This is a genomic window from Moorena bouillonii PNG, assembly GCF_001942495.1.
Taxonomy (GTDB): Bacteria; Cyanobacteriota; Cyanobacteriia; order Cyanobacteriales; family Coleofasciculaceae; genus Moorena; species Moorena bouillonii.
On the sequence record NZ_MKZS01000001.1, the window covers coordinates 3,798,100 to 3,820,157 of the forward strand.

Consider the following 22,058-nt stretch of genomic DNA (forward strand, 5'->3'; position numbering starts at 1 on the left):
TACCCGTCAACCCTTAACAAATGAAGAAAATCCTGTCAAAATTGGTAATCTTACCGCTGATAATTCTCTGCATTATAGCCTGTCAAAGCAGTAATTTAGATGGAGTAACCACGGTCACTCTCGGTGGTTGGCAAAGCAGCCCTACTGAAAAACAATTACTAGAGCAAGTACTAAAGGAATTTGAAGCTAAACATCCCAAGGTAAAGGTTAAGCTTGAAGTCATCACTGGTCAATACATGGATGTGATCAAAACCCGATTAATTGGTGATGCAGCTCCAGATATCTTTTATTTAGATGCCTATGAAGCCCCATTACTAATGAGTCATGATGTGTTGGAGCCTTTGGATGACTACATTAAGCGCACTGATAATTTTGATGTAGCTGACTTTGAACCCTCTCTGTTTAAAGCATTCCAATATAATGGAATAACTTACGGATTGCCTAAAGATTTTTCCACCCTTGCCCTTTTTTACAATAAGCAATTATTCAAACAAGCTAATTTAACTCAACCACCCCAAACTTGGGAAGAATTACGGGATTATTCCCAAAAACTAACCTTTGATAAGAATCGCGATGGCAGGAATGAACACTATGGTTTAGGAATTAATCAGGAACTGGCTCGTCTCTATTTTTTAATTAAAGCCTTTGGAGGTAATTTAGTTGACAATAACGGCTATGCTACCTTTGCCACTCCTGAAACTTTTAAAAGTCTTCAAACTGTCATTGACCTATACCGAAACTACCAGTCTGCTGCCTTACCCTCAGACGTTGGGGCTAGTTCTGGTAGCGAAATGTTTGGTCAAGGTAAAACCGCAATGGTAATCGAAGGTAGCTGGGCTATTCCTTATCTCAAAGACACATTTCCTAAAATTAAATTCGCCACCGCTGAAGTTCCCTCCTTAGGTAGTAAAAAAGGAACCATGGCTTATACCGTTGCTTATGTTATGAATAAACAAGCTCAACATAAAGAAGCAGCTTGGGAACTCATTTCCTATCTTACCGGCAAAGAAGGAATGAAAGCTTGGGGAAAAGCCGGACTAGTACTGCCTTCTCGGGTCTCTGTGTTATCGGAATTAGGGTATCAAAAAAATCCCCTTTATGCTCCTTTTATTAAAGGAGCCGCCTATGCCACCATTTGGCAAGCTGGGGAAACCTTGCCAATTTCTACTGAAGTTAACATTTAAATTCCAAGTCAAATCTTGTGTCTTAATTGGGGTGAACCTTGCAAAAATTTCGATACCCTTGTTTTCCATGGTGCCCACGTTCTCGATGCGCGACGCACCCCCTATCGATGGTGCCAAAACACGGCTTACGATAAGATCTTCTATATTTTGATTATAATATGAGAAAAGTAATCCCGCCCGATTATCGAAAAAGCTTAAATCGGCACCAATCTCAAACTCCTTAGTACGCTCGGGCACTAAATCTTCGTTACCCAAACGATTGTTCTGTTGTAAGGTAACATCATTTAAAAAGTCAAAAGAGGTATAACTACCGAAGCGCGCATAAGGCCCAATCGCGGTAAGGTTACCGGCCTCACCATAAGAGGCTCTCAATCTTGCTGAGTTTATAAAACTGTCTTCAGACCAAAAAGATTCGTTGGATATCAGGTATGAACCTGAAACTTTGGGATAGAAGTTTGTTCGATTATCCACATCGAAATTGGTCGCCCCGTCCACTCTTCCCGCTAAGGTCAAGAACAACTTGTCATCATACGAAAGTGTCTCTTGTAAAAAGACACCAAAGATATCAAGGTTCGAGTCAATAGGCTGTGTCTGAAGAGGCACAGTAGGATTGCCCGACGCATCCAAATCCCTTCCTTGGGTTCCATCAAACTCCAATTCACTGGCCTGAAAGTTATAGCCCACCGTGGTCTGTGAATTCAACTTAGAAGATATATCCCAATCATAGGTGACATTGATATCATAGTTCCAGTTGAAGACCTTGGCTTCTGCCTCTCCTCTATATCCCAAATTGAAGTAAGCCGGATTGACATTTTCATAAGGATAAACGGGAATGAATATATTTCCTTTCTGATTATAGGTATCAACACCCAAAATCTGATCTATGGTCAGGTTTTTAATAGGATTCATCCTTACATGAAGACTGGGTATGAAGTGATTTACCTTTTGTGTAATGTCAAAAGTCTCAATAATACTCAATGGGTTTACCCTGGTTCGTTCCACGGCCAATAAGTTTCCATTGGCATCCCTTTGCGAAATATCAAAGACATTATTGGTAATGTTCACGGAGTTTATAGGGCTCCAAAATACATTCCCATCCGGTTTCTCATCTGAATTGCTATTTGCGAAGTAAAGGCCCAGGTCATAGGATATCCAGTCGGCTATCTTATGGGTAAAATTGACCCTTGCAGAGAGACGTCTGTAACTTGTATTTCCAATGATTCCCTCGTTGCCCAAATAACCAATGGAGGCATGGTAGTTCATTTTTTCATTACCATCTCGAATCGAAAAGTATGTATCGGAACCAAAACCTGTCTGAAAGATATCATCCTGATAATCATACCTGGTTGTATTGAACTTTTCGGAAGAAAGGAATCTAAACGGGGTCAGTGAACCCGTATCGGGATTAAAACCGAATATTGGCCAGAGCCTTCCTGTGAGAGGGCTATCGGCTATGGTCTCAAATTCTTCACCCCTAAGGTTAAGATCTAGTTTTTTGCGAACCGTATTTACATTAAAGGTGTTCTTAAAAAACATTTCAGGGCCATCGTCGGTATACCTTCCTTTTTTAGTGGTAATGACCACCACACCATTGGAGGCTCGTGAGCCATAAATGGCCGCTGCTGCCGCACCATTGAGCAAGTTTATGTTATCGATGTCATTCGGGTTGATGTCTACCATTCTGTTTTGCCCCGGACTTGCATCTCCAGACGAAACATTTAAATTAGTTACATTGGTGGTAAGGTTACTGACCACTACCCCATCAACCACGTACAAAGGCTCAGAAGACCCTTGTATGGTACTAACACCCCTTAAACGAATGGAGAACCCGCCGGCTGGATCACCGGAATTTTGAGTTATCTGCGCCCCCGGCACCTTACCTTGTAAAGATGTGATGACATTTGGAGGAGCAACCTTGTTCAATTCCAATGACTTAACGGTCGTAATGGCGTTGCCCAATTTTTTCCGCTCTTGGGTCAAAGAAGATCCCACAACGATAACCTCGTCCAAGTTATTGGAATCTTCCCTTAATGATACGTCCAACTGTTGGTCTTGCCCCGTAAGCGTTATCTCTTGGCTCTTAAAGCCAACATAGCTGATGGTAAGGGTTTTGTTCGCCGCATCATTTGTTACAAAACTAAAGTTTCCATCAAAATCTGTTTGACTTCCAATTGAAGTTCCTTTGATAAAGACACTTGCCCCTGGCAAGGGCTGGCCTCCATTGTCGCTTACCGTTCCTGAAATCGTGACTGATTGTGCAAAAGACATGTGCACAAATAAAATCGCGATCAAGTACAATAGTCGATACTGTGCTTTTTTCATAATCGTGTTCTTTTAGTGAGCTTTCAAACAAACCTAGCACAATAATTCAAGTATTGCAATTTTTTATTGCAATTTTTAATGGCAAAAATGACAATAATCGAATAAATTAGGCATTTTAAAGATTATTTTGCTGTTTTTAGTGGCAAAAAAAGATTTTATATTTGCTCAATGGATAAGAAAAAGAGGCATCATATAATTCTCAATGAAGTGCATATTCACAACAGGGTCTTACTGACCGATTTGGCCAGTATGCTCAATGTTTCTGTTGATACCGTGAGAAGAGATGTAAAAGAGCTTCATTCCCTAAAGAAACTAAGAAAGGTTCATGGAGGTGCTATCGCAAATGGATTTAATGTATACTCCGATCGATCAAGAGAAATCTATGAGTTGGGAAGCAAGTCAACAATCGCACAAAAAGGAATTTCCCTCTTAAAAAGAGGCGATGTCGTTCTCATAAGTGGTGGATCCACTAACATAGAATTGATAAAACTACTCCCCAAAAATCTTGAATTGACTTTTTTCACGCCCAGTTTGAATATGGCCATTGAGTTAATCAACAACACTCCGGAACAATATGAAGTATATCTTATAGGCGGTAAACTATCAAGAAAATCACAATTGGCCACTGGTGGCAGCTCAATAAACATCCTATCCGATCTTACAGCCGATATTTGTTTTTTGGGTACCGGTTATATCGATATCAATCAAGGGGTAACCGAAGTGGATTGGGAAATTGCCCAGATGAAAAAAGCCATGATAAGAGCTTCCAAAAAAACCGTTTCGCTTGCCATCTCCGAAAAGTTGAACACTTCAAATCGATATAAAATCTGCGAAATAAATTCCATCGATACCCTTGTTACCGAACTCGACCCTAACTCTGAAATTCTTGAAGAATACCGAAAAGCGAATATCCATATTATATAATGAATCTTTTGAAACGGTAAAATTTGCGGAAAAATCGGTTCATAAAACGCCCCTAGAAACACTTACTTTTCATTGCTTAGCTATCCATTAACTTTTTGTTTCTTTGTTAAAATTTTTTTAAAAATGGAATTACTTGGAATCGATATTGGGGGTTCAGGAATGAAAGGGGCTTTGGTCAATGCAGAAACCGGTGAAATGGTTACAGAACGGTTTCGTGTGCCCACACCTGAAGGTCGAAAACCTGAAGACATGGCACAGGTCATTAAACAAATTGTTGATCATTTTGAATATGAAGGCCCCGTAGGTTGTGGTTTCCCAACCATTGTTAAGAATGGAATATGTAAAGCCCCCGGCAATTTGGACAAAAGCTGGGTTGGGGTAAATATTGATGAGCTGTTCACAGCGGCTACCGGACACGAATTTACAGTTCTGAACGATGCCGATGCAGCAGGGTACGCTTCGATGAATTATGGCATAGGGAAAGGAAAACAAGGATTGGTCATTATGATAACGGTAGGCACGGGATTAGGGAGTGGTGCCTTTTACAATGGAGAGTTGCTTTCAAATTTTGAATTGGGCCAGATACCTTATAAAGATTACAAGAAAATTGAGTTATATGCTGCGTCTTCGGCCAAAGAACGCGAAGGACTGACCATTGAAAAATGGGCAAAGCGCTTTAATAAGTTTCTCAAATATGTAGAACTGATCGTGGCACCAGACCTTATTATAGTAGGTGGCGGCATCTCAAAAAAATGGGATAAATATGGTCACCTTATCGATATAGAAACCGACGTGGTACAGGCAGAACTCATGAACCATGCTGGAATCATTGGCGCCGCCATAGCTAGCCTTAAGGAACATCACCATGGGCACTTAAGCTAAGCTTTTGTCATGGGTCTTTTATCTCTCAGGGAATTCGACCAAATAGTGGCCAAGCGCATGAAATCTTGGGGAATTCCCGCCATGCGTATTTCATTTGCCATCATCTTCTTTTGGTTTGGAGTCTTGAAGCCCTTGGGGCTTTCGGCCGCTGAAGGACTTTTGAAGACCACCGTGGCATGGTTGCCATTTGGGTCCCCGGAATCGTGGTTACATACCATTGGATGGTGGGAAATGGTCATCGGAATAACCTTTTTGTTCAAATCAACAACAAGAATTGCCATTGCCCTCTTGTTTCTACAAATGCTGGGTACATTTATGCCACTTGTTTTTTTACCGGATGTAACTTTCCAAAATAAAAATTACCTCTTGCCCACCCTCGAAGGTCAATACATTATCAAAAACCTATTGATTATATCGGGTGCCCTGGTTTTGGGCGGCAAGTTTTATCGTAAAAACCTCAAGTAGCAGTTAATCAACTCATCGTTTTTAAACCAAGACTCACTATCGATTTTATGTCCGCTTTCTTTGCAACTATTGTGACCAAAATGGCTCCGGTACTATTCCTTATTCCTTTTTCTATCCACTTCTTTTAAATGGATTTTTCTTAGGCGTAGATGATTGGGAGTCACCTCCACCAATTCATCTTTTTGAATGTATTCGAGCGCTTCTTCCAATGAAAACTTAATTGCTGGGACAATCTTAGCTTTGTCATCTGCCCCCGCGGAACGCACATTGGAGAGCTTCTTGGTCTTGGTCACGTTGATGGTCATATCATCTTGACGGGAATTCTCTCCGATTACCTGTCCTTCATAAATATCCTCACCGGGATCAATGAAGAATTTACCGCGTTCTTGAAGTTTATCTATAGAATATGGGATAGCGGTTCCGTTTTCCATGGAAACCAAGGATCCATTGATCCGCCCGGTAATCTCACCTTTTAGGGGTTGATATTCGAAAAAACGGTGGGCCATAATTGCCTCTCCAGCTGTTGCGGTCAACAACTGATTTCTCAAACCAATGATTCCCCTTGAGGGTATAATAAACTCACAAACCATGCGAGAACCTTTTGCTTCCATGCTGACCATCTCCCCTTTACGAATCGAGACCATCTCAACAGCCTTCCCAGAAACCTCATCAGGTAAATCTATGGTCAACTGCTCGACCGGTTCGCATTTTACCCCATCGATTTCTTTAATAATTACTTGCGGCTGACCTATTTGTAGTTCGTAACCTTCCCGACGCATGGTCTCAATGAGCACCGAAAGGTGCAATACGCCTCGACCAAATACCATAAACTTATCCGCACTATCGGTTTCTTCGACCCGAAGAGCCAAGTTCTTTTCCAGCTCTTTTTCCAAGCGTTCTTTTATATGGCGTGAAGTAACGAACTTACCATCCTTACCGAAAAAGGGACTGTCATTGATAGTAAAGAGCATGCTCATGGTGGGCTCGTCAATAGCAATGGTCTTCAATCCTTCTGGATTCTCCAAATCAGCAACGGTATCGCCAATATCAAAACCTTCCATACCTACCAAGGCACAGATATCACCGGTCTGTACTTCTTGGACCTTTTTTCGGCCCAAGCCATCAAAAACAAAGACTTCCTTGATTTTGGACTTTACCTTAGAACCATCACGCTTTACCAAAGTGACCTGTTGCCCTTCTTTCAAATTTCCACGTTGCAAACGCCCAATGGCAATACGGCCGGTAAAACTCGAGAAATCCAATGAGGTAATCAACATTTGGGTGGAACCTGTTTCGGGTTTGAATTCAGGTACATGTTCCAAGACCATATCCAACAATGGGGAGATATCCTCGGTAGGTTGCTGCCAATCCTCACTCATCCAACCTTGCTTTGCAGAACCATATACCGTGGGGAAGTCCAATTGCCATTCCTCTGCACCTAATTCAAACATAAGATCAAACACTTTTTCATGGACTTCTTCAGGAGTACAATTTTCCTTATCGACCTTATTAATGACCACACAAGGTTTTAAACCTAGATCAATAGCCTTCTGAAGTACAAATCGTGTTTGGGGCATGGGGCCCTCAAAAGCATCAACCAACAACAATACGCCATCGGCCATATTCAGTACGCGCTCTACTTCGCCACCAAAATCGGCGTGCCCAGGAGTATCAATAATATTGATTTTAGTATCCTTATATACAACGGAAACGTTTTTCGAAACAATGGTTATGCCACGTTCACGTTCCAAATCATTATTGTCCAAAATCAAATCGCCCTTGTTCTCGTTCTCACGGAACAATTGACAATGGTACATGATTTTATCAACCAATGTTGTTTTTCCATGGTCGACGTGGGCAATGATGGCTATATTCTTGATTTTCTGCATGGCCTTGTTTTAAGCGCGCAAAGGTACCGCTATTTTTCTGTTGCGAAAGCCTACTTATGTTATTTTTATCTTATTGATTTTTAATGATATAAACCCGTAGTTTTTTACAGCCATAAAAGACCCATTGGAACAGTAATAATAAAACGATAAACCTAAAATGTGGTATGGTAGATTATACTGGCAAGGGGCATGGCAATCCTTTTTCAAAATAGTATTTTTGTCTGAAAACGGTTCCATGTTCTTATCCCAGATTCCACAGATTAAGTTTTCCGAAGGCGACAATTTCTTCTTATTAGCAGGACCCTGCGCCATCGAGGGCGAAGAAATGGCGCTTCGAATTGCCGAAAAGGTGGTCCAAATAACAGATAGTCTTAAGATACCCTATGTTTTCAAGGGCAGTTTCAAGAAAGCCAATCGAAGTCGAGTAGATTCCTTTACTGGAATTGGGGATGAAAAAGCCCTTAAAATTCTTCGTAAAGTATCAGAAACCTTTAAGGTACCCACCATAACCGATATCCATACAGAGCAAGATGCGGAAATGGCCGCCGAATATGTAGACGTGCTGCAAATACCGGCGTTTTTGGTACGCCAAACCGATTTGGTCGTTGCTGCTGCCAAGACCGGAAAAGTAGTGAACCTCAAAAAAGGGCAATTTATGAGTCCTGAAAGTATGAAACATGCCGTAAACAAGGTTACGGAAACGGGCAATGAAAAGTCTTGGGTTACCGATAGGGGAACCATGTTCGGCTATCAAGATCTGATTGTTGACTTTAGGGGCGTACCTACAATGAAACAATTCGCTCCGGTGGTATTGGATGTGACCCATTCTTTACAGCAACCCAATCAATCATCCGGGGTTACCGGAGGCAGGCCCGCATTAATCGGAACAATGGCCAAGGCAGGAATCGCCGCAGGTGTCGATGGCCTTTTTATCGAGACGCATTTCGACCCAAAAAATGCCAAAAGCGATGGCGCCAATATGTTGGATTTAAGTCTATTGGAAAAATTGTTGACCGATTTGGTAGCGTTACGCCAAGTGGTGAATACCTTTTAATCCCTTTTATAGAAGCCTTTTTCTTTCAATGCATGGGCTTCTTGTAACACTTCGATGAGAATTTGATCATTAATTTCTTCCAAGGTCCTGTACCGAAAAGACTTTACGACTTTTCTTTTCTCGGAATGCATCAACTCAATGTGTTTTGTGAGATGTGCTGAATTCCAAAAAGCGATATCTACAAATCCGCCCTTATAGGAAGCATTTAAGTAGCAAATTGGTTTTTTTTCAGCATAGAAGCAGGGGATGCTCCATTTGTATTTCATATTAACACCCGGAATCACCACTTCTATGATAGACTTTAGGTGCAGCAGCATACTTCGGTAGGGTTCTTCCCTTGATAAAATATATTCTTCAGCAGGATTCATAATACAAATTGCGAATTTATGGAGTTCATTAGCCACCACTTGTCAAAAGACCAGTACTTCAATCGAATAATCACCCTCCCATCATATTGGACATATAATATTTGGAAAAAGCAACAAGTATTGAAAGTAATGTAAGTAAGACTACAACCCCCCATAAAGCTATTCTTTTCCATTTAGCCTTAATTATGCGCCTTAAAACCAAAAACCAAAGTAAAAAAGCCGCAATCAGCATTGCAAATGCCACTTTGTAGGCAACCTTCATAAAATCGAAAATTTTAATAAAAAGGTTCATACCTGAATACTGTTCTTCGAATACCCACACGCAACTGTCGTAATATATCTTGCCGTCTTTTGAACCACTTACAATAATTTCGTTGTTTCCAATCTGTAGCGTAATGTCTTCCCAAGAGACAATCCCCTTTTTAGGATTTTTCACCTCAAACTCTTTCCCGTTTACTTTAAGACTTATGTCACTTAAATTCGTATACGCCTTGACCTTGGTGTTCATTTCCTTCCTGAAAATATACCGCGAGGAGGTAATGTGCAGAACAGGCTCTTCAGACCAATTGGCTTTATAAAAGAAGAAGACATCCTTTTTTGTCTTTCGATCATAGGTAACCATACCCTTATCGTTGATTCCATAATGATCACCCTCTTTTCTAAAATGTGACCCAAAGTCGAACATATTCCATATGTATGTTCCCCATACATATGGACGTTCATCAAAAATTTTCAGGTTTTCTTCGTGATAAAACGACTGCCATTCTTCAGGATGCGGGGACCCCATAGGGTTGGGGCGTTCCAACTTATCAGCATGTTGGTATATACTTCCGCCTGCTCCATATTCACTGATCCCTACTTTATAATTTGGAAAATCATTGTGCAATTGGTCTAGAAAGAGTCCCATATCCTTTGGTTCTTTATAGTACCACCCAAAATATTTGTTCCATGCAATGATATCCGTAATGTTATGGATATTCTCATTTTCTTGTGGACTTAACATACTGGCCCCAACAGATAATCGATCAGGATCTTCGGCCTTTACCAAGGCATTCAGCTCATTAATAAAATCTGTTGGTCGGGCATCCTCAGGATTTTGTATCTCATTGAAAATACTCCACATTAAAATTGACGGATGGTTGAAGTTCTGGCGAATCAGTTCATAAAGTTGTTGTTTGGCATTGGTTTTAAATGCTTTGGTATTTTCAAATCCGTTTGATTGGGATAGAAACCCCGATGGAATACCCACCCAAGGCAGCTCTGCCCAAACAACCAAACCCGCTTCATCGGCCATGTCATATACAATCTCGGCATGCTGGTAATGCGCAAGGCGCAAGGTATTGATTCCCATTTCAAGCATTAGATCCATATCTTCTCTATGATCTTCATTAGAAATGGCCGAGGCTTTATCCTTTCTATCTTGGTGACGGCTTACACCTCTTAAATCGATGGGTTCCCCATTTAAAAAGAACCCTTTGTTCGCATCAACCGAAAAATAACGGAACCCTAAAGGTTCTGTTTTGGAATCGACTACCACTCCGTTTTTTAAAATATTAACTTTAACCTTGTAGAGATAGGGATCTTTTTTCCCATTCCAGAGACGTGGATTCTCAATGTTATAATCATGGGTCAAATCGGTTGTGCCCAATGCAACGGTATGTTTGGTGAGTTGTTTGCTTACTACCTCCCCCTTAGCATTCAGTATTACCGTTTGGTAGCCAATTTCATGATTGGAATCTGACCCATTTGAAATTTTGGTCAAAACATTCACCTCTGCACTACCCTTACTCACATTACGCTGTCTTATGTATATTCCAGGAGAAGCATAGTCTAAAGGCGTAATGCAAATCTCATCGGCGATAATTAATTGTATTGGTCGATAAATACCGCCATAATTATTAAAATCACCAACCAGGGGTATCACTTCTGAATTTACCGCATTGCTGACAGTAACCACCAATTCGTTCTCTTGACCTAATAGAAGTTGGTCTGTAATTTCATAGCTGAACGCCGCATAGCCGCCCTTATGGGTGCCGATTTCCCTATCATTTAATTGAACTTTAGCAATAATATTTACTCCCTCAAAATGAATGAAAATTCTTTTTCCAACCCAAGATTCTTCAGCGATGAACATTTTTGTATAAGTACCTTCTCCCCGGAAATAGGGAATACCTTCTTGAGCATCTGTCCTATTCCATGAATGCGGTATAGTTACCATTTCGTCAATTACCACCCCCGAAACGGTCCTACCTTGAAAGTTCCAACCATTGTTGAAAGGAATATGTAGTCGTTCTTGGGCGCAAAGAGTATTTATGGGGAATAACAAAAAAACCAGATAATAGAAGAAAAGCCTATAATTCAAACAGATTTCCATGGTGTCATAGATTATATAATCTCAGAACGGTATAGACTCCAGCCAAACAGCTAGCCAAAATCTTCTATTCGTTCAAATGAAAGGTAAGGTGAAAAACCTTTAGGCAAAAACTTTCTAGGTTTTTTACTACACAACAATCAGTCAACCCTTACCGTCAACATAATCCTGTAAATAAGCATAACGCTCGGTAAGCCCTCCATTTTCGGTCATTTTGGCCCGTGAAAGAATACCATCTTTGTCACCATTGAAAAAAGCAGGAATCACATATTTCGAAAAGGCCTCTCCAAAGCCATAACTGGCATCTCTGGGTAGTTCTGCCGGCAGATTGTCTACCGCCATGACCGCAATGGCTTCAGGATTCTTGTAATCCACCACCGTTTCTGATTGTGGATCGTAGCCATAAATGGGATTAGCAATTGTGGAAGGTTGTACCGTAGTAGCCACGGGACCGTCAATATCACAACTGATATCGGCCACCACTTTTATTTTGAACTCATGGTGCTTTGCATCATCCCTAGTATATAAATAAGGCGCCCCATCACCATAAAAATGTCCGGCAATATAGAAATCGGTGACCTCGGCGAAACGAAAGAAGTTGGACTTATATTCCTCTGGATTAGCAAAAAAATCAGCCTTGTTTCCACGTACCCCATCTTTACGTTTATTGTATTCCGAAGCATCAATTTGACAATACACGGGCTCATCAAAAGTCTGGTTGAGATAGTCGCCCACATTGACCCTTCTAAGATGCATGGCGTCGAGCATTTCGCGGGCGCCATTGCCGACACGACCACGACCGGTCAACAAAATTTTGATATTGGGAAGTTTGATATTGTTGAGTTCCGTTATCAAGGCTCTCTGGTCTTTTAGCATTTCGGCCTTGGGCAAGTTGAAGGTTCCATACTTGAGTCCGAATGCCCGCACCCCATTATAGGCCCCCACGATGCCAGCATAGCGACCAAATGCCACTAAACGCATTCCCTTGGCATTCGTAATCACCTCATGGTCATAGAGTTCGATTTTCTTTTCCAAGATAGCTCGGAGCAAATCGCGGTTATAGGGCTGTTTTTTAATGGTATGGGAAAAGAAAAAATACTTCTTGTTAGAAATTAAGGCATCAATCGGCACTTCCTTCACGCCCAACAATACGTCACATTCTTCCATTTTGGAAGCCACTTCAATACCCAATTCGCGGTATTCCGAGTCATCAAAAACACGAATGGGGGAAGGTTCCACAACAATATTGGCTTTTGGATGGTTTTCTAGGACATTTTGGCATAATTGGGGAGACAGCACTACCCTTTTATCGGGTGGATTCTTGCATTCTCTAATGATTCCGAATTTCATAAGTGGAATTGGTATACTTTTTGCCGAAAATAAGAGGATTGTCAAGTCTGGGCAAACTTTTCGGCCAAAAGCAGGAAGGTTTACGGTTGGCAGATAAATGGTTAACTTTGCCGCCCTGCGTTAGGGATTGAGGCAAATACCATGTATGGCCGAAAGCCCGACCCTCTGAAGCCTTGGTGAAAGTGGGAAACGCCCACACTTGGACTGCGCTTAGTGTGACACTGGTTCTTTGAAAATAAAATGGGAAAGAGATTCCCGCCGAAGTTTATGCTGAGTGTAGACGAAGTGCGGGAATGACAATATTCATTATGGGGCCGACTGGTTTTGACAGCGAGACCAATGGCGGTGTAAGCATGCCGAGCTATGGGAATGATGCTCGTTAATTCAACATCCCAAACCTTTAAATGGCGAGTCTAACTACGCTTTAGCTGCTTAATCGACTGAATTATAGTAAGTCCTAGCCTAGTCGCGCAAGGCGCGAAAGCTAAATGTCGCTTGGTAGCCCTTGTTGACGGCGACCTTTTTTGCGGCACCATAAAAGTCAACACCGAATTTCTAGGGCTTCGATAGAAATTCTAAACTAAAGAAGCTAAGCGTACGATAGGCGGTCTTGGGTCGGTCGTGCGTTGAAAATTGAACTAAGACTAAGCATGTAGAAAGCTCAGTTATTGCTTGTTTGGACGAGGGTTCGAATCCCTCCGGCTCCACTTCAAAAGCCACCGAAAGGTGGCTTTTTTCGTTATGCCGTCGGGATTCGAATGCCAACGCGGTAAGCTCGCTCCTGCGCTAAAAAGCGGCTACTATTCTAGGAAGACTCTCTATGGTTATAGGCAGAGCGAAAAGCACTGAAGTACATCAAAATAATTTCAATGATTACCACTATATTCGACAGCAATACTCAGCTCCATGTCAAAAGGAAAATCTTGGTTGCGAAGCCTCATAGAGCTCATCGAAGTTTTTTTGGACAGTTCCAAACGCAATAAGCGGGGCCGTACCTGGCACCAACATGTGGTACCCTTTGAGGACGGTTGGGCAGTTCGCCGTGAAGGGAATAAAGGCATCACCAGCAAGCACCAAAAACAAAGTACAGCCATTCGTAAAGCCAAAAGCATGGCCAAAAAGTACAAGGCGGATGTTATTATTCACCGAGCCAGTGGGGGTATTCGGGAACGGATAAGTTATACGACTAAAGAGTGATATAACTCTAAAACCACCGAACTGGGTTTTCTTTACCTCCCTAAGAGGACTCCCGTCTTCGTTTTACACTTCTGATTTATCGGAAAACAAAACCGTTAAAACGACTCTTTTTTCGATGAATTCATGCACTATTACAGCTTATCCATCATAGCGGAAACTTACCGAGTTTGTTACCATTTACTGCAATTTCAGGGGATCTTTGGAAAAAATCATCCCAAATGAAAGTACTTGTGTTACGACTCAAAAAAGAGTTGACCCCTTCGAACCGCTTAGCAGCCATTAGCTGTATGATCATTTCCGTTACTATTTACTTTATCATGTCAGTACTGAGTAGGGAAATGCCCCTGTAAGTTAGTACTCCCTTTTTTTGAAAGGCCGCCCATTTGGTGGCTTTTTTCTTTATCCCTAACTTCCATTGAACAATAAGGGATATACTGGTGTACTGCATCATCGACATAGAAACTACTGGAAATGGCCTTAAAGGAAATAAAATCACCGAAATCTCTATATTTAAATTTGATGGTGAAAAGATCGTCGATGAGTTTACCAGTTTGGTGAATCCGGAATGTCCGATTCCCTATTTTATCACGGGGCTCACAGGTATTGAAGATGAAACCGTTCGAAATGCGCCCACTTTTGATCAAATTGGTCAACAGGTCCTGGATATTACCCAAGGTTGCATCTTTGTGGCCCATGCGGTAAACTTTGACTATGGGGTCATCAAAGAAGAGTTTCGGCGACTGGGTATTGGCTTTACTCGTAAAAAACTGTGTACAGTACGTCTCTCTCGAAAATTAATCCCCGGTCTAAGGTCTTACAGTTTGGGTAAGCTATGTTCTGCATTGGGCATACCTATCACCGACCGCCATCGTGCCCGAGGCGATGCTAAGGCTACAGCAATCCTCTTCAAACAATTACTTCAAAAATCAGAGGCAAATGTTGTCATTAAAAAATTCTTGAACTCTAGAAGCCAAGAAGCTACCTTACCACCTCATCTCAATAGAAGTGTAGTCGATAACATTCCCCACCTACCTGGAATTTATTATTTCTACAATCAAAAGGGAACCATAATATACATAGGCAAAGCCAAAAACCTTAAAAAAAGGGTTCTTGGCCATTTCTACGATAAATCAGAACACGAAATCAAGCTTTGCCGTGAAGTGGCCAATATCAATTTCAAACTTTCGGGTGGTGAACTGATAGCACTACTAATGGAGTCAGCAGCGATAAAAGAGCACTTTCCAAAATTCAATCGTGCCCAAAAAAAAACTGTTCGACGCTATTCAATTTTTAGCTATGAAGACAGAAATGGTATGCTACATTTGGGTTTTGCCAATTCAAAGCAGGTTTCAAAACCTTTGGCCGTTTTTGGCAATCCTACCGACTGCCGCGTTTTTTTAAAACAATTGGCAACCACCTATGAACTCTGCCCAAAATATTGTCAACTAATGCCCTACAATGGAACACGCATGGAATGCCCGGGTAATTCTTGTGATGGCATATGCCAGGGTAGGGAGAACACTTCAGGTTATAACGAAAGGGTAAAAAACGCAATAAATTCCCTAACCTTGACCAAAGAGTGCGTATTCATAAAACAACCTGGGCGAACCATTGATGAAGAGGCCTTCATTTATATTGAAAATGGGGTGTATCAAGGCTATGGATTTATTGATTCACAATCTTATATATCTTCTACTGAAGATATAAAAGCACATCTCATTCGTCAGAAAAATACTTTGGAAACGCAGCGCATTGTTGAAAATAGAATCCAAAAAGAAAAGACAATATTCAGATTAACTTAAATTGTTATCTTTCAGATAACTAACGATGGGCTAAAAACAACTCAATCTTTGTTCTCCAATCCCAAGCACATATTAGGATTCGACGATCGGCTATTGGCATTGATAGGTATTATTTTGAATACCCATACGGTAATGAGCATTTACTACACCGGGGCTTTTTTTACTGTCGATTTCCGTTCTTATGCTTTGAAATGGATTGGTGAATTATTTGTTGTAATCTTGCTTTGGATCATCATACGATGGCTATACTTCGAACTACTGAAGCGAAAAAGCGGCCTTAAAAACATAAGGCTCAGACTATTGATCATTCCACTTTTTTTAATTCCTTATTCACTCATTGGTATTTGGTTCATTGAGGATATTCAAAGTTATTTTGATTGGCCGTATCCTGAATTTCAAGATCCCGTTGCCGGAGTGCAACTCATTACTGGTGCTGTTATCTTTTTTGTCAATATTGGTTTTTATGAAGCACTACACCTATTCGTAGAACTCAAGGATACCAAATTGCGTGAAGAACAACATAAAAAAGAAACGATTACCACCCAGCTGTTAAACCTAAAAAACCAAGTTAGCCCGCATTTTTTGTTCAATAGCCTAAACACACTTGTATATTTAATTGACACCGACAAAGAAAAAAGCAAGGAGTTCGTTCATAGCCTCTCGAATATTTACGAAAGGGTTTTAGAATTTTCGGACAAAGACCTTGTTATGCTGAAGGATGAGCTGGACTACATAAACGACTATATTGACCTTCTTAAAAAACGCTATGGCGATAATTTAAAGTTTGACTTCAAAATCACCAAGGATGCCATGCAAAAAATGATTGTTCCACTATCCATACAAACGGGAATAGAAAACGCTGTAAAACATAATGTGGTTTCCAGAAAAAAACCTCTATTAATTAATGTTTTGAACTCTAAAGACTATCTTATCATTAATAACAATCTTCAAAAAAAAGAGGTAGCCCCCAAGGGTGGCGGACAGGGTCTTAGAAACATAAAAAATCGCTACAGGCTCTTATCGAATAAGGATATGCTTGCAGAAGAAACAAATTCAGGATTCAAATTGAAATTGCCTTTAATCGAGTCCAACAATTAACTCTGGGATATGTTCGGGGAAAAAGAAAAGCAGATTTTAGGTTTTAATGACCTCAAGTTGGTCATAGCCCAGATTTTGCTTTACTCTTTTCTTTCGATGTCGATAATGTTTCCCGACCTCCTACTGGATGGCCGGTTTGGGCTATACTTTATGCAATGGTCCGAAGCACTCATGTATATGGTAATTTACCTTCTAATTGGAAGGTATTTCTACATTTATGTAGTAAAACTATTTCCTGGTTATAATAATTGGCGTAAAAGATTGCCAAGGTTATTTCTTGTTTTGGTCGTTTATCTTTTGATAACCCTTTTACTGCAACTGACCTTACAAAAATGGATTAATATAGAAGTACCTGGATATGAAGAAGATCGTATTCTAAAAGAGGTCATTATGGGTGTCTTTTTTGCCCTCTTCGGGGTTGGCCTATATGAAAGTCTTTATCTCTTCGTACAGTTAAAGGAGGACCAAATCAGACTGAAAACAATTGAAAAACAAAAAGTTCAAAATCAACTTGATGTCTTAAGGCATCAACTAAGCCCCCATTTCTTATTCAATTGTTTTAACTCCCTTAATTTTCTCATCGATGAAGATAAAGCTAAAGGAAAGGTGTTCGTAAACCTTTTATCTGATATTCATAAAAAAATCTTGGAATTCTCTGAAAAAGACCTGATAACCCTTGAAGAAGAAGTGGAATTTTCAATAGCGTATGTAAATCTTTTAAAAACCAGGTTTGGTAATAATCTTCAATTTCATATTAACATAAGAGAAGACCTTATGGATAAAAAAATGGTGCCGTTGGCCTTGCAAATAACCATAGAAAATGCCATAAAACATAACACTATAACAAAAAAACAACCTTTGTCAATAGCTATTTGTGATTTAAAGGACTATATAGAGATAAAAAACGACAACCGTCCCAAATCAAATCAAACTGCAGTCAAAGGAATGGGCCTAGGATTAAAGAACGTAACTGACCGATATGGGCTACTTACCACACAGGAAGTAATCATTGATTCAACCGAAAAAGCTTTTATCGTACGACTACCTGTGTTATAATGGTGACTATTCACAAAATTTAGTGTCCTACTATTAAAAATATAGTAACTTAACGCGAGCTTTGTGACTTCAATACTGAACATGGGCAAAACTTTAAAAATTGTTATAGTCGAGGATGAACCCATATCCTCTGCCTACCTAAAAAAGTTAATAGGAGATACAGGCATAGACCATGAGATTGTTGCCGAACTGGACAGCATTGCTGAATGCCTAATATTCTTTTCCCAAGGCATCAGTTATGATATCGCTTTTATGGACATTCATTTAGGTGATGGAACCTGTTTTGAACTTCTTAATTCATTGACCATTGAAAAACCCATTATTTTCTGTACGACTTTTGATTCATATGCTGTAGAGGCGTTCAGATATAACAGTATTGATTACATATTAAAACCTGCAAAGTTGGAAGACATCAACGCCGCATTGAAAAAATATTGGTCTTTCAAAAAAGTGGATGAGGATGATTACTTAGCTAGGATGGGTTCCATGATGGAAAGTTTTGGTCCCCCTAATTATAAAAAAAGGTTTCTCATCAGGGAAAACAATAAATTAAAGCTTGTTGATGTTTCGCAGATTACCTGTTTTTATTCAGATGAGGGACAGACACATTTGGTTGATAAGTCTGGAAGGGACCATAGCATTGATTTCACCTTGGAAAGATTGGAAAATCTATTGGATCCCGAACAGTTTTTTAGAATAAATAGAAAGGTCACCATTTCAATAGACGAAATACATTCAGTGGAAGATTACTTCAACAATCGTTTAAAAATACGATTGAACAGTAAGTTTAATATGGACATGGTAGTTAGTAGAAATCGTGTAAGGGACTTTAAAAATTGGCTGAAGGGTGTTTCTTAATTTACTTTTTCATTTTATCGTACATTCTAACAATAAAGACCAACCACACTAAAAATATTAGTGCTACAATGATGGAGTAAACAAGTATAAAATCCATTATTTCTTATACTTCAAGTAATTCATAAAACCCAATATGGTCGGTGCCCAGAATGCTATAAAAATGGCATCCATCTTTTTTCCCTTGAGGAAAAGTACTTCAGAGACGATGATAATTGAAAATACCACCAAGAGCATAATGCAGTTCACTACGCCCACCCTCTTGACAAAACGCTTAAACATTTTAAAGAACTGATAAGATTCTACCTTCTAAGGTATGAAGTTAAACGCAAAAAATGTTAAAATTATTGTGATTTTTTTAACATTTTTGTTAAATCTCGGGGTGAAGTGATACTTCGAGGATGGAAGTTCCCTCAAGGTACTGAAAACCTTTATTTAGGTCTTTCTGTGCCACGGCATAAGGGTAGAAAGTGATGGGCTCAATACATACCATGTTTTTAACTTCGGTCCAGCACATAAAATGACCAAACCCTTTTGTCTTAATGGTAATCTCTTTCTCGTCCTTTAAGGTCAATGTATCGTGGTCCGCGACTTGTAGGGCACGGCTGCCAACGGCCAAAACTTCATCTAATGTAATTTCACGGGTATTGGTTTTAATAACAGGTCGGTTCGTGTACAATTTAAAAGCAGGATGGTAGCCCAGCATAAAAGGCATTCCGTCATCTCCCGAAATAACAAATTTGATTTCTAAAAAACCATCACATAATTTAAAATGCTTCTCAAACTCAAATGAGTAAGGCCACGCCAACCACTCTTCTGATGATTTAGATGGATATTTTGAGTTCTTGATCGGTGTGCCGGCCTTATATGTTTTTTTAAAAACAGCTTCCGTTGCTGATGAGGAAATCAATGTATAAGCAAACTGTCTTAAATGGCCGTGCTGGTCCTGGATTGCATTTCCCAAAGGCACCTTAACCTCAAAACCAGCTTCATTGACAGGACCAATAATTGGAAACATTTCAGTATCCGCACTTGACCAACCTGGGCTTCCTTTTTGATGAATAAATTGATGCCCTTTTACCTCATAACCTATTAATTCACCGGCCTCAATGGTCGCCCTATGGCCGTTCATTTCAAGATGTATCATAACCTCTTATGTTTCTGGTTTGTTTTCTTTCCGACTTTCAATATTCTAGATCAAAATTCAAGGGTTGTTCCCCTAATTCAAATACCCCATCTTGCGCATCCATTCATCATTGTACATCTTGCCTACATACCGGCTACCATGATCATGAAAAAGTACCACCACAACATCGTCTTTGGTAAAGTGTTCTTTAAGTTGCAGTACCCCTTTAATGGCGGCACCAGCGGAATTGCCCAAAAACATGCCCTCTTCTTTTGAAAGGCGCTGTGTATAGACGGCAGCATCTTTATCAGTCACTTTGGTAAATCCGTCGATAAGGTTAAAATCTACATTTTTGGGCAAAATATCCTCGCCAATACCCTCAGTAACATAGGGGTATATTTCATTCTCATCGAAAATACCTGTTTCATGGTATTTTTTAAACACAGAACCATAAGTATCTACCCCCCAAACCTTAACCTTAGGGTTTTGCTCCTTCAAATAGCCTCCTACCCCAGAAATGGTCCCACCGGTACCCACTCCGACAACAAAGTGTGTTACTTTTCCATCGGTCTGGTCCCAGATTTCTGGGCCCGTACTCAAATAATGGGCTTTTGTATTACTTGGATTATCGTATTGATTGACATACCATGAATTGGGTATTTCTTGAGCCAACCGCCGTGCAGTGGAATAATAGCTTTGAGGGTCGTCGGGCGCAACATCGGTCGGACATACGTGCACCTCACTTCCTACCGCCCTAAGAATATCCATTTTTTCTTTGGACTGCTTATCGCTCATCACACAAATCATTCGATAGCCTTTGACTATGGCCGCCAGGGCCAATCCCATACCAGTATTGCCAGAAGTACCTTCAATAATGGTTCCACCGGGCCGCAACCTACCATCGGCTTCGGCATCTTCCACCATTTGAAGTGCCATGCGGTCTTTAACGGAATTACCAGGATTAAACGTCTCATATTTGGCCAATACCAAACAGGGCAGTTCTGCCGTTAGTTTGTTCAACTTCACCAAGGGTGTTTTACCAATGGTCTCCAAAATATTCTCAGCATAGTCCATATCGGGGGCAAAGGTAATTCTTTGAGGGGTCCGAATGGTATTTCCACGGCCTATATCATTCTTGACCGCTTCGGCTATTCAAATTTGATCGCCTTAACCGGTGAAATCTTGGATATGGCATAAGAAGGGACCAGTAACATGAGAAGACAAAGCACCATTACCCCAAAATTGAGCAATAAAATATTTAAAAGAGAAATGTCGACGGGGATATAGGTGACATAATATTCCTCTGGGTTCGGAAATTTTAAAAACTGAAATTGTTTTTGAATAAATATAAGGCCAAGGCCGATTAGATTTCCCCAAAACAAACCAAGACCTATCAGATAGGCCGCATTGATCAAGAATACTTTTCTTATAGTCCAATTCTGGGAACCCAGCGCCTTTAGGACCCCAATCATTTGGGTTCGCTCCAATATCAGTACCAAAAGGGCCGTTATCATATTGATACCTCCCACAATAATCATTATGCCAATAATTAAAGTGGTATTAAAATCAAAAAGCTCCAACCACTCAAAAATCTTGAAATATTTACTCCCCAAGTTTTGGGTGTCCAGACTAGAGACCGTTTTTCCGTAAATCTCTGCCGTTTTTTGTTGAAGATCATTAAAATCTTTGAGAAATACTTCAAAATGACCTACTTGATCAGATTGCCATTTGTTCATTCGTTGAATGTGTCGAATGTCAACAAGAATGTAACTCGCATCCAATTCCTCAAAACCACTTTCGTAAATTCCCGTTACTGTAAATCTTCTATTGTTCGGGGGCCTAGATAGGTCACCATCCTTTAGAAAAATCGACAAATAAGAATCCCCGACCTTTAGGTTCAACTTATTGGCCAGTGTTTGGGAAATCAAGGTCTCCTCGTTTAGTTCCCCTTTAAAATTCGGTAAGCTCCCATCAATTAAAAACTCCTCAAAACTGTTCCATTTAAAATCAGCGCCGACTCCTTTTGCCAAAATCCCTTCAAAGGTCTCGGCCGTTCTAATGATTCCCGCTTTAATGACTACAGCCTGCACGTGATCGACACCGGCTAAATCAGTA

18 protein-coding genes and 1 other RNA gene are annotated in these 22,058 nt (G+C 40.3%); 11 read left to right on the top strand and 8 right to left on the bottom strand.

What is annotated here, in order from left to right; all coding sequences use genetic code 11:
* Nucleotides 1–20: 20 nt before the first annotated feature.
* Nucleotides 21–1,184, top strand: a complete 1,164-nt coding sequence (locus tag BJP37_RS15550) for an ABC transporter substrate-binding protein (RefSeq protein WP_075900079.1) — start codon at nt 21–23, stop codon at nt 1,182–1,184.
* On the opposite strand, the gene BJP37_RS15555 is transcribed toward BJP37_RS15550, so the two are convergent.
* Entirely contained in the window at nt 1,074–3,506 is a 2,433-nt protein-coding gene (locus tag BJP37_RS15555; protein WP_081431204.1) for a SusC/RagA family TonB-linked outer membrane protein, read from the bottom strand. The two genes, BJP37_RS15550 and BJP37_RS15555, sit on opposite strands and share 111 nt — an antisense overlap.
* 168 nt (nt 3,507–3,674) lie before the next feature.
* Between BJP37_RS15555 and BJP37_RS15560 the strand changes: the two genes are divergently transcribed.
* The 3 genes from BJP37_RS15560 to BJP37_RS15570 all read left to right on the top strand — a co-directional run bounded on the left by BJP37_RS15560 (nt 3,675) and on the right by BJP37_RS15570 (nt 5,777).
* Nucleotides 3,675–4,430, top strand: coding sequence for a DeoR/GlpR family DNA-binding transcription regulator (locus BJP37_RS15560; protein WP_075900081.1), 756 nt, complete (start codon nt 3,675–3,677; stop codon nt 4,428–4,430).
* Between the two features lie 123 nt (nt 4,431–4,553).
* The gene (gene ppgK, locus BJP37_RS15565) at nt 4,554–5,312 is read left to right on the top strand and encodes a polyphosphate--glucose phosphotransferase (RefSeq protein WP_075900083.1); all 759 of its coding nucleotides are present in this window, start codon (nt 4,554–4,556) and stop codon (nt 5,310–5,312) included.
* A gap of 9 nt (nt 5,313–5,321) precedes the next feature.
* A complete protein-coding gene (locus tag BJP37_RS15570) occupies nt 5,322–5,777 on the top strand; it encodes a DoxX family protein (RefSeq protein ID WP_075900085.1) in 456 nt (151 codons plus the stop codon).
* 92 nt (nt 5,778–5,869) lie between these two features.
* Here BJP37_RS15570 and typA read toward each other — a convergent pair whose 3' ends face one another.
* On the bottom strand, nt 5,870–7,666 hold the full coding sequence (typA, locus tag BJP37_RS15575) for a translational GTPase TypA (protein ID WP_075900087.1): 1,797 nt from the start codon (nt 7,664–7,666) through the stop codon (nt 5,870–5,872).
* Between the two features lie 235 nt (nt 7,667–7,901).
* Between typA and kdsA the strand changes: the two genes are divergently transcribed.
* Nucleotides 7,902–8,720: a 3-deoxy-8-phosphooctulonate synthase gene (kdsA, locus tag BJP37_RS15580; RefSeq protein ID WP_075906127.1), complete on the top strand. Its 819-nt coding sequence runs from the start codon at nt 7,902–7,904 to the stop codon at nt 8,718–8,720.
* Here the strand turns inward: kdsA and BJP37_RS15585 are convergent.
* From BJP37_RS15585 to BJP37_RS15595, 3 genes are all read right to left on the bottom strand, one after another.
* Entirely contained in the window at nt 8,717–9,088 is a 372-nt protein-coding gene (locus BJP37_RS15585; RefSeq protein WP_075900089.1) for a DUF1801 domain-containing protein, read from the bottom strand. The two genes, kdsA and BJP37_RS15585, sit on opposite strands and share 4 nt — an antisense overlap.
* A gap of 70 nt (nt 9,089–9,158) precedes the next feature.
* Nucleotides 9,159–11,321: a glycoside hydrolase family 2 protein gene (locus tag BJP37_RS15590; RefSeq protein ID WP_158069606.1), complete on the bottom strand. Its 2,163-nt coding sequence runs from the start codon at nt 11,319–11,321 to the stop codon at nt 9,159–9,161.
* 282 nt (nt 11,322–11,603) lie between these two features.
* Complete coding sequence (locus BJP37_RS15595) at nt 11,604–12,809, bottom strand: NAD(P)-dependent oxidoreductase (protein WP_075900093.1); 1,206 nt, start codon at nt 12,807–12,809, stop codon at nt 11,604–11,606.
* A gap of 310 nt (nt 12,810–13,119) precedes the next feature.
* Here BJP37_RS15595 and ssrA point away from each other — a divergent pair.
* From ssrA to BJP37_RS15625, 6 genes are all read left to right on the top strand, one after another.
* Nucleotides 13,120–13,519, top strand: a transfer-messenger RNA (tmRNA) gene (gene ssrA / locus BJP37_RS15600).
* A 298-nt stretch (nt 13,520–13,817) separates the two neighbouring features.
* Nucleotides 13,818–14,006, top strand: a complete 189-nt coding sequence (locus BJP37_RS15605; protein ID WP_214607762.1) for a DUF2188 domain-containing protein — start codon at nt 13,818–13,820, stop codon at nt 14,004–14,006.
* A gap of 437 nt (nt 14,007–14,443) precedes the next feature.
* A complete protein-coding gene (locus BJP37_RS15610) occupies nt 14,444–15,808 on the top strand; it encodes an exonuclease domain-containing protein (protein WP_081431207.1) in 1,365 nt (454 codons plus the stop codon).
* A 132-nt stretch (nt 15,809–15,940) separates the two neighbouring features.
* Entirely contained in the window at nt 15,941–16,906 is a 966-nt protein-coding gene (locus tag BJP37_RS15615) for a sensor histidine kinase (RefSeq protein WP_075900097.1), read from the top strand.
* A gap of 261 nt (nt 16,907–17,167) precedes the next feature.
* A complete protein-coding gene (locus BJP37_RS15620) occupies nt 17,168–17,962 on the top strand; it encodes a sensor histidine kinase (protein ID WP_214607763.1) in 795 nt (264 codons plus the stop codon).
* An 81-nt stretch (nt 17,963–18,043) separates the two neighbouring features.
* The gene (locus tag BJP37_RS15625; protein ID WP_075900100.1) at nt 18,044–18,820 is read left to right on the top strand and encodes a LytR/AlgR family response regulator transcription factor; all 777 of its coding nucleotides are present in this window, start codon (nt 18,044–18,046) and stop codon (nt 18,818–18,820) included.
* Between the two features lie 367 nt (nt 18,821–19,187).
* Here BJP37_RS15625 and BJP37_RS15635 read toward each other — a convergent pair whose 3' ends face one another.
* The 3 genes from BJP37_RS15635 to BJP37_RS15645 form a co-directional block, all read right to left on the bottom strand.
* Entirely contained in the window at nt 19,188–19,964 is a 777-nt protein-coding gene (locus BJP37_RS15635; protein ID WP_075900104.1) for an aldose epimerase family protein, read from the bottom strand.
* Nucleotides 19,965–20,036: 72 nt separating this feature from the next.
* On the bottom strand, nt 20,037–21,017 hold the full coding sequence (locus tag BJP37_RS15640; protein ID WP_075900106.1) for a PLP-dependent cysteine synthase family protein: 981 nt from the start codon (nt 21,015–21,017) through the stop codon (nt 20,037–20,039).
* Between the two features lie 74 nt (nt 21,018–21,091).
* Nucleotides 21,092–22,058 (bottom strand): ABC transporter permease (locus BJP37_RS15645; RefSeq protein ID WP_075900108.1); only part of this gene is annotated, 967 nt, incomplete at its 5' end.